The organism is Bordetella genomosp. 2, assembly GCF_002261345.1.
In the GTDB taxonomy this organism is placed as follows: Bacteria; Pseudomonadota; Gammaproteobacteria; order Burkholderiales; family Burkholderiaceae_B; genus Bordetella_A.
Genome location: NZ_NEVT01000003.1, coordinates 830,075 through 842,819, shown reverse-complemented (window position 1 = coordinate 842,819; position 12,745 = coordinate 830,075). Strand labels below are relative to the sequence as shown.

Below are 12,745 nucleotides of genomic sequence, written 5' to 3'. Positions count from 1 at the left end.
CGGGCCGGCCGGCCCGTCCGGGCGGGCATGCACAGGCACCTCACGCGCGCGCAACCTGACACTCCACGCTTCGGATCCCTCCACCGGGGCGCCGCCTTGACGGCGCTCGCCGCGTGCGTGCTGCTGGCCGGCTGCGCGGGCAGCGGCCCGCGCCGCGACACGGCCTCGCTCGAATCGCAGGACCTGGCCTGGGCCGCCTCCTCGGGCGACCCGATCGGCGCGCTCGTCACGCGCAAGCTCAGCCGCGAACGCCAGCAGGCCATCGCCAATCCGCTCATCGACGAAGCCCTCGACCAGCTCGGCGTGCGCTATCGCTATGGGGGCTCGTCGCCCGAAGAAGGTTTCGATTGCAGCGGCCTGGTGGCTTATTCGGCCGAACGCGGGCTGGGGCTCAAGCTGCCGCGCAATGCTTCGTCGATGGCCCTGATGGGCACGGCCATCGAACGCAAGCAGTTGCAGCCGGGCGACCTGGTGTTCTTCAACACGCTGGGCCGCCGCTACTCGCATGTAGGCATCTACCTGGGCGACGACCGCTTCGTGCATTCGCCCAGTTCCGGCGGCGTGGTGCGCATCGAGAAAATGACGCTGGCCTACTGGGCCAAGCGCTACAACGGCGCGCGCCGCCTCGATGGCGGCCTGCTGGCCTCGGCCGGGGCCGCCCCCCGGCCCTAGCGGCCGGGCCGCCTGTTCACCGCGGCCTCAGTGCCCGGCGCACAGGCCGCATTGCTGCAGCGCCTGCTGCATGCTGCAGACCGAACGCCGACACGCCACCACCCTGATGCCGCCGCGCTGCGCCGCGTTGCGGAAGGTCTTCATGACGTTGTGACCGAGGAAATCGGTCAGCAAGATGACAAGCTGCGTGCCGGAAGGCAACTGCAGCGTCTTCTTCTGGTGCGACGGATCGCGCCCACTGATGTGGTGCGTGATCGAAATATTGTGCCCCTTCAGCAGGTCCGGAATATTCCCCAGCCTGTCGGCGCCCACCACCACCGCGCTAAGCGCTGCTGCCATGATATGTACTCCAGATCGTTGAGACGTGGAGTTAATGATAATGATTCCCATTTTTTAGTCAACACAAATGAGATCGGTTCTTATTTAATTATTTTTATCGGCCATCAGCCCGACATAGCGAAGCCCGGGGCGCGCAAACAAAAAAGCCCGGCCGCCTGGGCCGGGCTCGGTGCGCCGCGCGCCGCGGTCAGGCCTTGGCGCCCTGGACCGCCTCGGTCACAACCTGGCGGGTCAGCGAGGGGGACATCATCTCCAGGAACGTATAGACATAGTCGCGCAGGAACACGCCCGCCTTCACGCCGACCCGGGTGGTGTGCGTGCCGAACAGGTGCCCCACCGGCAGGCCCACCAGGTTGCCGTCGCGGCGCGGATCGTAGGCCACGCCGGCGATGATGCCGATGCCCAGGCCCACATCCACGTAGGTCTTGATCACGTCGGCATCGATCGCTTCCAGCACGATGTCGGGATGGATGCCCTGGCTGGCGAAGACTTCGTCGATGGTGCTGCGGCCGGTGAACGCGCGGTCATAGGTCACGATGGGGTATTCCGCCAGTTGCGCCAGCTTCAGGTTCTTGGCGGCGCTGGAGGTCAGCTCGGCCAGCGGATGGTCGGGCCGCACGACCACGGTGTGCTCCCAGGTGTAGACGGGCAAGGTGGCCAGGCCGGGCGTCAACGCCAGCGATTCGGTGGCCAGCGCCAGGTCGGCCTGTTCATGAAGCACCATTTCGGCCAGCTGGGCGGGGCTGCCCTCGGCCAGCGACAGGTGCACCTTGGGGAACTGCTGGCGGAAACCGGGAATGACGCGCGGCAGCAGGTAGCGCGCCTGGGTATGGGTGCAGGCGATGATCAGGCCGCCTTCGTCGCGGCGCGCGAATTCATCGCTGACTTTCTTCAGGTTGTCGACTTCGCGCATGATGCGGTCGATGACCTGCGAGACAGCCAGGCCGGGCTTGGTCAGCCCCTTGATGCGCTTGCCATGCCGCTCGAAGATCTTGATCCCCAGTTCATCCTCGAACTCGATGATGGCCTTGGACACGCCGGGTTGGGAGGTATAGAGCATGCGCGCGGCTTCGGTCAGGTTGAAGTCGCGGCGGATGGTTTCGCGCACAAAACGGAATTGCTGCAGGTTCATGGTGGCCCCTGATAGACGGGCCAATTATAAGTAATAAAGAACCACTTCTATATTATTATTGGTTATAAACTTAGAGAATTGCCCGGCATTCCCCTTCGCGCTTGCGGCAAATCAAGCGGGCGCAGGGCATATTGTTTCATTGAGGCCGGCCCGATAATGCCAGGCGGGCGCCGAAGCCGATCAGCAGCGCGGCGAAGGTCCAGCGCTGGATATGCTGGGCGATGGGATGACTGCGCAGCCAGCGCCCCAGCCCCATGCCGGCCACGGCGAGCATGGCGTCGAACAGCAGGCCCAGGACCACCACGATCACGCCCAGCCACAGGAACTGGCTGGCCACGGAGCCGCGCTCGGGATGGACGAATTGCGGCAGCAGCACCGAGCAGAACAACAGCGCCTTGGGATTGGAGCCGCTGGTCAGCAGGCCCCGCCAGGCGGCCCGCGCGTATACCCGGCGGCGGTCCGTGCGGCCGGCTGGAAAGGCGTCGGGCACCAGCGACGCGGTCCGCCCGATCTTGATGCCGAGCCACACCAGGTAGGCCGCGCCGGCCGCCCTGACGGCCTCGAACACCCAGGGCGCGGTTTTCAGCAATGCCGCCAGCCCGAGCGCCGCCAGGGCCACGTGGGAGGCGCGCGCCAGGGCCAGGCCGGCGGCCGCCGCCATGGCCGCGGCGCGTCCTTGCGTGCTGGACGTCTGCAGCACCAGCACCATGTCGGGCCCTGACACCAGATAGACCGCCACCAGGGCGCCCACGAACATTGCGATGTCAGGCATGCGAACCTTTGTCGAAGCAACTCATCGACAAAAGCATATCGGCTGCGCAGCCGGGCCGTATTGCGTAGTTGTGTATTTTTCCGGCCAGAAGTGGCACATTACGCCACTGGAAACCATTAAACCTTCATTTTGTGCCAATGAAGCTCGACAACCTCGATCGAAGCATCCTGGCGGCGCTGCAGCGCGATGCGCGCCTGACCAATGTGCAGCTGGCCGAAGAGGTCGGCCTGTCGCCTTCTCCCTGCCTGCGGCGTGTGCGCCTGCTGGAGGAAGCCGGCATCATCGGCGGATATCACGCGGCGCTGGACCGCACCGGCATCGGCCTGGGGCTGACGGTCTTCGTCGGCGTCAAGGTGGACCGCCACCATGCCGAAGAGGCGGCGGCTTTCCGGGAAGCGGTGGCGCTGCTGCCGGCGGTGGTGTCATGTCACCTGGTGTCCGGCGAATCCGACTTCCTGCTGCAGGTGGTCGTGCCGGACCTGGCCGCCTACGAATCATTGCTGATGGAAGCGCTGCTCAAGCTCCCCGGCGTCAGCGACATCCGCAGCAATTTTGCGATCGCCACGATCAAGGGCCAGACGGCCCTGCCGCTGGACCACCTGCCGCAGCCGTCGACGGCCGGCCGCGACTGAGCACGGCGGCGCGGCAATGAACGCCGCGCCGCCGCGAGATCAGCGCATCGAGATGGTGGTGTTGACCGTGCGCCCGTGCGCCGACCAGCGCGCGGTCACGGTCTTGGTCTGGGTCCAGAACTGCACCGCCTGCTTGCCGTTCGGGCCCAGGTCGCCCAGCTTCGAGCCGCGCGAGCCGGTGAAGCTGAACCAGGCCACGGGCACCGGGATGGGAATGTTGATGCCCACCTGTCCGACGTCGATGTTGTTCTGGAAGTAGCGCGCCGCGCCGCCGTCCTGCGTGAACAGGGCCACCCCGTTGCCGTTCGGGTTGCGGTTGATGAAGGCCACCGCCTCTTCCAGCGTATCGACGCCCACCACGCACAGCACCGGGCCGAAGATCTCTTCGGTGTAGATGGTCATGTTCTCGGTGACGCCGTCGAACACCGTCGGGCCCACGAAGTTGCCCTGCTCGAAACCCGCCACTTTCAAGTTGCGGCCGTCCAGCAGCAGCTTGGCGCCTTCATCCACCCCTTGCTGGATCAGGCTTTCGACGCGCTTCTTGGCATTGGGCGACACCAGCGGGCCGAGGTCGGCTTCGCGGTCGGTCCCGGCATTGACTTTCAGGCGCTTGGCGCGCTCGACGAAATCGGGCAGCCAGTTGCGCGCCTCGCCGACCAGCACGGCCACCGAGGCGGCCATGCAGCGCTGGCCGGCGGCGCCGAAGGCCGCGCCCACCAACTGGTTCAGCGCCACTTCGGGGTCGGCGTCGGGCAGGATCACGCAATGGTTCTTGGCGCCCATCATGGCCTGGCAGCGCTTGCCCGCGTTCGAGGCGCGATGGTAGATCTCGGAGCCGACGCGGGTCGAGCCGATGAACGACACCGCCTTGATGTCGGGATGCTCGCACAGGCCGTTGGCGATCTCGGGGCCGCCATGCACCACGTTCAGCACGCCGGGCGGCAGGCCGGCCTCGAGCGCGAGCTGCGCCAGGAACAGCGACGAGCTCGGGTCCTGTTCGGACGGCTTGAGCACGAACGTGTTGCCGCAGGCCACCGCGATCGGGAACATGAAGCACGGCAGCATCACCGGGAAATTGAACGCCGTGATGCCCGCGCAGACGCCCAGCGGCTGGATCAGCGTGTAGACGTCGATGCCGCCGGCGGCGTTTTCCGCATATTCGCCCAACTGCAGGTTGGCGATCGAGCAGGCATGCTCGACCACTTCCAGGCCGCGGCCGACTTCACCTTCCGCGTCGGGCAGGGTCTTGCCATGTTCGCGGGTGATCATCTCGGCCAGCTTGCCGGTGTTCTCGCGCAGCAGTTGCTGCAGCTTCAGCATGACGCGCATGCGCGCGCCCTGCCCGGTGTTGCGCCAGGTCTGGAAGGCCTCTTTGGCGTTGGCGACCGCCAGGTCCAGCTCCTCGCGCGTGGCAAAGGGAACGCGGGCGACCACTTTCTGGGTGGCCGGATCGACCACGTCGCGCCATTCGGTGGTCTTGGATTGCACGAGCTTGCCGCCGATCAATAGCGGCACGCTGGGGACTTCGCTCATTGGATGCTCCTCATGAATAACGGGATACCGCCGGCCGCCAGGGCGGCCCGCGGGCCGCCCGGTACGTCCGTTTTACTGCTTCAGCAGCGGGCAGGTCGAGTCCGCCAGCGGCTGGAAGGCCTCGTCGGCCGGGATGGTGGCGACCAGCTTGGAATAATCCCAGCCGCCCTTGGAGTCGCCCGGCTTCTTGACCTCGTACAGATACATGTCATGAATGACCCGGCCATCGGGCCGGATGCTGGCGTTGCGCATGATCGGGTCCTTGATGGGCAGTTCGCGCATCTTGTCTGCCACCACGCGGCCATCGGTGCTGCCGGCGGCGGCCACCGCGCGCAGGTAATGCAGCACGCTGGAATAGACGGCGGCCTGCGTCATGGTGGGCTTCAGGCCGCGGAACGCTTTCTCGAAGCGGCTCGACCAGGCGCGCGTCTGATCGTCGTAGTCCCAGTAGAAGCCGTCCACATACGACAGGCCCTGGGCGTTTTCCAGGCCGAGGGCGCGCAGGTCCGACAGGAAGATCAGCAGCGAGACCAGGCGCTGGCCGCCCTCGACGATGCCGAACTCGCGCGCCTGCTTGACCGCGTTGACCGTGTCCTGCCCGCCGTTGGCCAGCGCCACGACCTGCGCGCCGGAACTCTGCGCCTGCAGCAGGTACGAGGCGAAGTCGGGCGCGTTCAGCGGATGGCGCACGCTGCCGGCCACCGTGCCGCCCAGGGCCTTGACGGCCTTGGCGGTGTCGGCTTCCAGGGAATGGCCGAACGCATAGTCGACCGTGATGAAGTACCACGACTTGCCGCCGGCCCGCACGGTCGCCTTGGCGCCGCCGGCCGATTGCGAATAGGTGTCGAACATCCAGTGGAACCCGACCGGCGAGCATTCCTTGTTGGTCAGCGCGGTGGTGGCCGGACCGGAAAACATCACGACCTTGTTCTTCTCGCGCGCGATGCCCTGCACGGCCAGCGCCACGGCCGAATTGGTCAGGTCGGCGATGGCGGTCACGCCGTCGCGATCGAACCATTCGCGCGCGCGGGCGGCGCCGACGTCGGCCTTGTTCTGGTTGTCGGCCGACACCAGTTCGATCTGCATGCCCTTGCATTCGGCCGCCAGGCAGTCGTCGATGGCCAGCTGGGCGGCGGCCACCGAGCCGGCGCCTCCCATGGCCGCGTAGGTCCCCGACATATCGGTCAGGATGCCGATCTTGACGGGGGGACGGTCGGCGGCGAGCGCCTGGGCCGTCAGCATGGCGCCCAGGCAGAGGCCTGCGGCGAACCCGCGAGCGTGCAGTGTCATGGCTTGTCTCCGGTGATTCTTGCTGTTGTTGGCGGCGGCACCGACGGATGCGGGCCTGCCGGCCTAGTGTAGATGTGTAAAAATCAGCCAGCAACAGCACAAATTGCACATTCATTGTGCACGAATGAACAAGGAGCGCCACATGCTGGACTGGGACGGCCTGCGCTATTTCCTCGAGGTGGCCCGCACGCAGCGGGTCAGCGCGGCGGCGCGGCGGCTGGGCGTCGAGCACACCACCGTGTCGCGGCGCATCCGCGCCCTGGAAGCCGAACTGGACAGCCTGCTGTTCGAGAAATCGCGCAGCGCGGGCTTCGTGCTCACCGAGGACGGGCAGCGCCTGTTCGTCTATGCCGAACAGATGGAAAGCGCGGTGCAAAGCGCCCGGGAAAATCTGTCCGGCATCGGCCAGGCCCTGTCCGGCCACCTGCGCATCGGCGCCACGGAGGGCTTCGGCAGCTATGTGCTGACGCCGCTGGCGGCGGATTTCCAGCGCCGCTATCCGCACATTACGCTCGACATCCTGCCGGTGCCGCGTTTCGTCAGCCTGTCCAAGCGCGAGGCGGACCTGGCCATCACGATCGAACGCCCGCAGCGCGGGCCCTATGTGTGCACCAAGCTGTGCGACTACACGCTGCGCCTGTACGGCACGCCGGGCTATCTGGCGCGCCACCCGCCCATCGCGGCGCGCGGCGACCTGGCCGGCCACACCTTCATCGGCTACGTCGACGAACTGCTGTTCAGCGAGCGGCTGCGCTATCTGGAGGACCTGCTGCCGGAGAGCCGCGTGGTGCTGCGCAGCACCAGTGTCATCGCGCAATACCATGCCGCGCTGCAGGGCCGTTCGCTGGCCATCCTGCCCTGCTTCATCGCGGCCCAGGACGAGCGCCTGGTGCCCGTGCTGGGCGACGACATCGCCATCACCCGCAGCTTCTGGATGTACTGCCACGAGGACCTGCACAAGCTCAAGCGCATGGCGGTGCTGTGGGATTTCATGCGCCGCTCGGCCACGCACAATGCCGACCTGCTGGCCGGCCGGCAAGGCGCCATGCGCTATCTGCCGTAGCCGGGAGGCGTCATAGCGGCCCGGCCGGCGACCCGAGGGCTAGGACGTGCGCGGCGCCTTGACGCGCAGCCGGCGCATCAGCAGGTAGGCGGCCAGCGCCACCACCACGGCATGCACGGCCCACACGCCGACGCCGAACGGCAGCTTGCCGCTGCTGATCCAGGCGCGCGACAGGTTGATCAGATTCATATACAGCAGCCCCACCAGGCCGGCGATGAGCAGGTCGCCCGAACGGCCCAGGCGCGGGTTCACCGCCCCCAGCGGAATGGCCAGCAAGGCCAGGTTCAGCGCCGCCAGCGGCAGCGATATGCGCCACATGATCTGGGCCCAGGAACTGTCGGTATCGTCGGCAATGAGCTGCAGGGTCGGACGCGCCTTGCTGGAACGCTCGGCGGCCGCGCGCGCCTCGGCGATGGGGTCGCCCGACTTGCTCTCGAGCCGCACGCCATACTGTGCGAAATCGACCAGCCGGATCTCGGGCGTACCGGGCTTGAGGTCGTATCGGTGGCCGCGCCCCAGCACGAGGAAGCGGTCGCCGTTGGCTTCGGTCTGGATACGCGCGCTGCTGGCAGTCATGACGCTGAGCCATTCGGGCCCGGTCTCGCGCGCGAACACGTTGCCCAGTTCGTCGTCCGGGTTGGTGGGTTCTTCGGCGAAAAACACGCGCTCGCCCTCGCCCGATTCGGCGAACTGGCCGGCCGTGACCTTGGACAGGTCGGAACGTTGTTCGAAGCGCTCGCGGTATTCGGCAATCTGCCGGTAGGCCCAGGGCGACGCCGCCAGCGTGAGCACCGCCACCATCGCCGCCACCGGCACCGCGACGCGCAGCACCGGCCGCAGCCAGTCCGCCAGCGACAGCCCGCTGGCGAACCACACGACCATCTCGGACTCGCGGTAATTGCGCGTCACGGTGGTCAGCACGGCGATGAAAAGCGACACCGCCAGCACGGTGGGCAAGGCGGTGATGGTGGAGAAGGCAGCCAGGCCCAGCACCACGTCGGCGCCGATGGTGCCGCCCGCGGCTTCGCCCAGCAGGCGCACCAGCAGCACGCTGAGCCAGACCACCACCAGGGTGGAAAAGACGACGCCCGCGTGGCTGGTGATCTCGGCGACGACAGACCGTTTGAATAGAGACATGTGAAAATATGCGGGATAATCAACCGCACTGCATCACGCACACGGGAATCCTCCATGGAATTTAGCACACAGACCACCGCTTCCCTGCACCAGATCAAAACCGCCGCGTTGGCCGTGGGCGTGTACGCCGACGGCGAACTCAGCCCCGCCGCCGACATCATCGACCGCGCCAGCAACAACGCCGTGCGCGCGGTCGTCAAGGCCGAGTTCCGCGGCCGCGCCGGCGCCACGCTGGTGCTGCGCGCCCTGCCTGGTGTCTCGGCGCAGCGCGTGGTGCTGGTGGGCCTGGGCAAGCAGGCCGAATACGGCGCGCGCGCCCACGCCGCCGCCGAACAGGGCTTCGCCGCGGCGTGCGTGGCGGCGCGTGTCACCGAAGGCGTCTCGACGCTGGCGGCCAACCCCATCGCCGACGTGGCCATGCGCGCCCGCGCGCGCGCCGCGGCCATCGCGGCGGGCAATGCCGCCTACCATTACGACGCCACCTTCGGCAAACCCGATCGCGACGCGCGCCCCAAGCTCAAGAAGATCGTCCAGGTCGTCGAACGCGGCGACGCCGCGCAGGCCCAGCAGGGGCTGCGCGAGGGCGCCGCCATCGCGCACGGCATGGAGCTCACCCGCACGCTGGGCAACCTGCCGGGCAACGTCTGCACGCCCACCTACCTGGGCGACACCGCCAAGAAGCTCGCGCGCGAATTCAAGTCGCTCAAGGTGGAAGTCCTCGACCGCAAGCAGGTCGAGGCGCTCGGCATGGGTTCGTTCCTGTCGGTGGCGCGCGGCTCCGACGAGCCGCTCCGTTTCATCGTGCTGCGGCACGCCGGCAAGGCGGCCAAGAAACCCGCCAAGGCGGGGCCGGTGGTGCTGGTGGGCAAGGGCATCACCTTCGATGCCGGCGGCATCTCGCTCAAGCCCGCCGCCACCATGGACGAAATGAAGTACGACATGTGCGGCGCGGCCAGCGTGCTGGGCACCTTCCGCGCCCTGGCCGAACTCGAGCTGCCGCTCGACGTGGTCGGCCTGATCGCCGCCTGCGAGAACCTGCCCAGCGGCAAGGCCAACAAGCCGGGCGACATCGTCACCAGCATGTCGGGCCAGACCATCGAGATCCTCAACACCGACGCGGAAGGCCGCCTGGTCCTGTGCGATGCCCTTACCTACGCGGAGCGCTTCAAGCCCTCGGCCGTGGTCGACATCGCCACCCTGACGGGCGCCTGCGTGGTGGCGCTTGGCCACGTCAACACCGGCCTGTTCTCGCCGGACGATGCCCTGGCCGACGCGCTGCTGGCGGCCGGCCGCCAGGCGCTCGACACGGCCTGGCGCATGCCGATGGACGACGCCTACCAGGACCAGCTCAAGTCGAATTTCGCGGACGTCGCCAACATCGGCGGCCCCCCGGGCGGCGCCGTCACCGCGGCCTGCTTCCTGTCGCGCTTCGCCAAGGCCTACCGCTGGGCCCACCTCGACATCGCCGGCACCGCCTGGCGCAGCGGCAAGGACAAGGGCGCCACCGGCCGCCCGGTGCCCTTGCTGATGCAGTTCCTGCTCGACCAGGCCTGAGCCGACCCCCGGCCACGCCCATGACGCGCATCGACTTCGCCTTCGGCGCCCCGGACCGCTTGCGGGCGGCCTGCCAGGCCGCCCGCAAGCGCTACCTGGCAGGCCAGCGGCTGGTGGTCTACTGCGCCGACGGCGCGCGTCTGGCCGCCTTCGACCGGATGCTCTGGGCGTTCGACGACACCTCCTTCGTGCCGCACGTGCTGGCCAATGACCCGCTGGCGCCGGACACGCCGGTCGTGCTCACCGCGGCCGACCCGCAGGCCGCCGCCGGCAACGCCGACGGCGAGACCTGGCTGCTCAACCTGGACGACGACTGTCCGCCGGCCTACGATGGTTTCGCCCGCCTGCTGGAAATCGTCTCCGACGACCCGGCCGACCGCCAGGCCGCCCGGCAGCGCTGGCGCGCCTACCAGGCCGCCGGCCACGCGCCGCACAGCCATGACCTGGCCGGCCGCACGGCATGACGGCCACTCTCAGGAGCCCCCGATGCCACGCTATCCGGACCCCGGCATTCCCACCTTGACGCAGCGGGCCGAGCCCACCCTGGCGCCGCCCGCGGAAGCGACCCCGCCGGCCCGCCCACCCGCCCCCGGCGCTCCGGACCTGCCGGTGCTCACGCAGGTCGCCGACGAACAGGCTCCCCCGCAGCCGGCGCATGCCGCCGGCGGCACGGGCTTGCCGCACGCCGCCTGGAGCACCGCCACCGGCGTGGGCGCGAGCGATGCCGTGCTGCGCGCCGCCCTGCAGGCCGAACTGGAGCAGGCCCTGCAGCGGGCGCTCGACGACGCCGCGGCGAACCTGCGCGCCCGGCTCGAAGCCGAACTGCCCGCCCTGATCGACCGGGCAGTGCGCAGCGTACGCCCGGGCTGACCCCGCCCGGAGGCCGCCCGGCCGCCTCCAGGATGCCGGCGGCGGCGAAAAAAACGCCCGGGAATGGATTTTTCAGGGAACTGTCAGGTATCCTAACCCTCTAAACCCATTGGGCAACCCCTTATCTGCCGCTCAGAGGAGCCGTCCATGAACGAATATCGTCCTTCCCCCTTCAATCGCTCCGGCGCCTACGCCGGCGCGCCGGGCGAAGTCGTCCGCAACAAGGTCCTGCGCAACACCTACTGGCTGCTGGCGCTGTCGCTGATCCCCACCGTGCTGGGCGCGGCGGTGGGCCTGTACACCGGCGTGAACCAGGTCATGATGGCCAGCCCCGGCCTGTCGGCCATCGTCTTTCTGGTGGGCGCCTTCGGCCTGATGTTCGCGGTCGAAAAGAACAAGCACAGCTCGCTGGGCGTGGTCCTGTTGCTGGCGTTCACGTTCTTCATGGGCATCATGCTGTCGCGCCTGCTGGGCTTCGTGCTGGGCATGGGCAACGGCGCCCAGCTGGTCATGACGGCCTTCGGCGGCACCGCGGTGGTGTTCGGCACCATGGCCACGCTGGCCACCACCATCAAGCGCGACCTGTCCAGCATGCAGAAGTGGCTGTTCACCGGCGCCGTGGTCATCCTGGTGGCGGCGCTGGCCAACATCTTCCTGCAGATGCCGGCCCTCATGCTCACCATCTCGGTGCTGGCCATCGTCATTTTCTCGGCCTTCATGCTGGTGGACCTGCAGCGCGTGGTCAACGGCGGCGAAACCAACTACGTTTCCGCCACGCTGGCCATCTACCTGGATGTCTACAACGTGTTCTCCAACCTGCTGATGCTGCTCGGCATCTTCGGCGGCGACCGCGAATAACCCGCCGTACTTCGCATTTCGGGGCCCGCCAGCGCGGGCCCTTTTTCATGCGCCATGGACAGCAGGCACGGCACGTGCTAAATGACTACGCACCTCCCTTTTCGAGAAACCGGATGACCGCGCACGCCCTCCGCCCCGCCTTGATCCCCGTCTTCCTCGCCGCGTCGCTGGCCGGCCAGCCGGCACTGGCGAGTTCCCCGGCCGCCTGGCAGCAGCAGCAGGACAAAGCCTTGCGCCTGTGCGCGCAAGCCTCCGGACTGACCCAGACGGAACAAGTCGGCACGCCGATGCAATTCGACGACCGCTCCGGCCAGACCGCCTTGCTGGTGCGCGGCAACGCCACCCAGCCGCACATGAAAGGCGCGTCGGTCAGCATGCTGTGCCTGGTGGATCGGCGCAGCAGCCAGGCCAGCGTGGTCGAATGGACGGGCTCGCCCAGCCCGGCGGATGCCGCCGCGCCCGCCCCCATCGTCGTGCCGCTGGCCGCCGCGCCCGCCGCCGTGGTGGTGGCTCAGGAGCCGGGCGAACCGGCCTCGATCGGCTCGTACAGCGTGCGGCTGTACCGCGACCTCTCCGTGGGCGACTATGCCGACGGGCTGATCCGGCCGCGCGACGGTGAATTGCGGCAGGCCGAGCTGAAAGACCTCGACGGCGACGGGCAGCCCGAACTGGCGGTGACGCTGGTCACCGCCGGCTCGGGCAACTACCAGACACTGGACGTCTACAAGATCGAGGACGGCAAGCGCTTGCGCTGGCTGCCGCAACTGTCGAAGCAGCCTTGAGGCCCGCGCGGCGCGGCGCCAGCCGTGACCGCGCCAGTTTCATGTTTTTCTGAACAACCATATCAAAAAACCAAACGATTTCCCGGACGCATCGCCGCACAATGGCGCAGC

General features: G+C 67.9%; 14 protein-coding genes. 8 read left to right on the top strand and 6 right to left on the bottom strand.

Annotation, left to right across the window (positions count from 1 at the left end; genetic code table 11):
• The first annotated feature begins 27 nt into the window (after window positions 1–27).
• Window positions 28–672 carry a C40 family peptidase gene (locus CAL24_RS06160; protein ID WP_028356332.1) on the top strand — a complete coding sequence of 215 codons (645 nt, stop codon included), beginning with the start codon at window positions 28–30 and terminating at the stop codon, window positions 670–672.
• Between the two features lie 27 nt (window positions 673–699).
• Here CAL24_RS06160 and CAL24_RS06155 read toward each other — a convergent pair whose 3' ends face one another.
• From CAL24_RS06155 to CAL24_RS06145, 3 genes are all read right to left on the bottom strand, one after another.
• Window positions 700–1,011 (bottom strand): DUF2325 domain-containing protein, encoded by a 312-nt coding sequence (locus CAL24_RS06155; protein WP_028356333.1) that lies wholly within the window; start codon window positions 1,009–1,011, stop codon window positions 700–702.
• A 187-nt stretch (window positions 1,012–1,198) separates the two neighbouring features.
• A complete protein-coding gene (locus tag CAL24_RS06150) occupies window positions 1,199–2,143 on the bottom strand; it encodes a CysB family HTH-type transcriptional regulator (protein ID WP_028356334.1) in 945 nt (314 codons plus the stop codon).
• Between the two features lie 136 nt (window positions 2,144–2,279).
• Window positions 2,280–2,915, bottom strand: coding sequence for a LysE family translocator (locus tag CAL24_RS06145; RefSeq protein WP_094806048.1), 636 nt, complete (start codon window positions 2,913–2,915; stop codon window positions 2,280–2,282).
• Between the two features lie 131 nt (window positions 2,916–3,046).
• Here CAL24_RS06145 and CAL24_RS06140 point away from each other — a divergent pair, with 131 nt between their 5' ends.
• The gene (locus tag CAL24_RS06140; protein WP_212591726.1) at window positions 3,047–3,547 is read left to right on the top strand and encodes an Lrp/AsnC family transcriptional regulator; all 501 of its coding nucleotides are present in this window, start codon (window positions 3,047–3,049) and stop codon (window positions 3,545–3,547) included.
• Between the two features lie 39 nt (window positions 3,548–3,586).
• Here CAL24_RS06140 and CAL24_RS06135 read toward each other — a convergent pair whose 3' ends face one another.
• Together CAL24_RS06135 and CAL24_RS06130 are read right to left on the bottom strand one after the other, a co-directional pair.
• Window positions 3,587–5,080 carry a CoA-acylating methylmalonate-semialdehyde dehydrogenase gene (locus tag CAL24_RS06135; protein ID WP_028356337.1) on the bottom strand — a complete coding sequence of 498 codons (1,494 nt, stop codon included), beginning with the start codon at window positions 5,078–5,080 and terminating at the stop codon, window positions 3,587–3,589.
• A gap of 72 nt (window positions 5,081–5,152) precedes the next feature.
• Window positions 5,153–6,370 (bottom strand): ABC transporter substrate-binding protein, encoded by a 1,218-nt coding sequence (locus CAL24_RS06130; protein WP_094806044.1) that lies wholly within the window; start codon window positions 6,368–6,370, stop codon window positions 5,153–5,155.
• Window positions 6,371–6,512: 142 nt separating this feature from the next.
• Here CAL24_RS06130 and CAL24_RS06125 point away from each other — a divergent pair, with 142 nt between their 5' ends.
• Window positions 6,513–7,433 (top strand): LysR family transcriptional regulator, encoded by a 921-nt coding sequence (locus tag CAL24_RS06125; protein ID WP_028356339.1) that lies wholly within the window; start codon window positions 6,513–6,515, stop codon window positions 7,431–7,433.
• Between the two features lie 39 nt (window positions 7,434–7,472).
• Here the strand turns inward: CAL24_RS06125 and lptF are convergent, their stop codons facing one another.
• Window positions 7,473–8,570, bottom strand: a complete 1,098-nt coding sequence (gene lptF, locus CAL24_RS06120; protein WP_028356340.1) for an LPS export ABC transporter permease LptF — start codon at window positions 8,568–8,570, stop codon at window positions 7,473–7,475.
• Window positions 8,571–8,624: 54 nt separating this feature from the next.
• On the opposite strand from lptF, the gene CAL24_RS06115 reads away from it, so the two are divergent.
• The 5 genes from CAL24_RS06115 to CAL24_RS06095 all read left to right on the top strand — a co-directional run bounded on the left by CAL24_RS06115 (window position 8,625) and on the right by CAL24_RS06095 (window position 12,634).
• Window positions 8,625–10,124, top strand: a complete 1,500-nt coding sequence (locus CAL24_RS06115; protein ID WP_028356341.1) for a leucyl aminopeptidase — start codon at window positions 8,625–8,627, stop codon at window positions 10,122–10,124.
• A gap of 20 nt (window positions 10,125–10,144) precedes the next feature.
• Window positions 10,145–10,588 carry a DNA polymerase III subunit chi gene (locus tag CAL24_RS06110; protein ID WP_094806043.1) on the top strand — a complete coding sequence of 148 codons (444 nt, stop codon included), beginning with the start codon at window positions 10,145–10,147 and terminating at the stop codon, window positions 10,586–10,588.
• Window positions 10,589–10,610: 22 nt separating this feature from the next.
• Complete coding sequence (locus tag CAL24_RS06105; protein WP_028356343.1) at window positions 10,611–10,994, top strand: hypothetical protein; 384 nt, start codon at window positions 10,611–10,613, stop codon at window positions 10,992–10,994.
• A gap of 147 nt (window positions 10,995–11,141) precedes the next feature.
• Window positions 11,142–11,852, top strand: coding sequence for a Bax inhibitor-1/YccA family protein (locus CAL24_RS06100; RefSeq protein WP_028356344.1), 711 nt, complete (start codon window positions 11,142–11,144; stop codon window positions 11,850–11,852).
• A gap of 113 nt (window positions 11,853–11,965) precedes the next feature.
• Entirely contained in the window at window positions 11,966–12,634 is a 669-nt protein-coding gene (locus CAL24_RS06095; protein WP_094806041.1) for a PliI family lysozyme inhibitor of I-type lysozyme, read from the top strand.
• Window positions 12,635–12,745 lie beyond the last annotated feature (111 nt).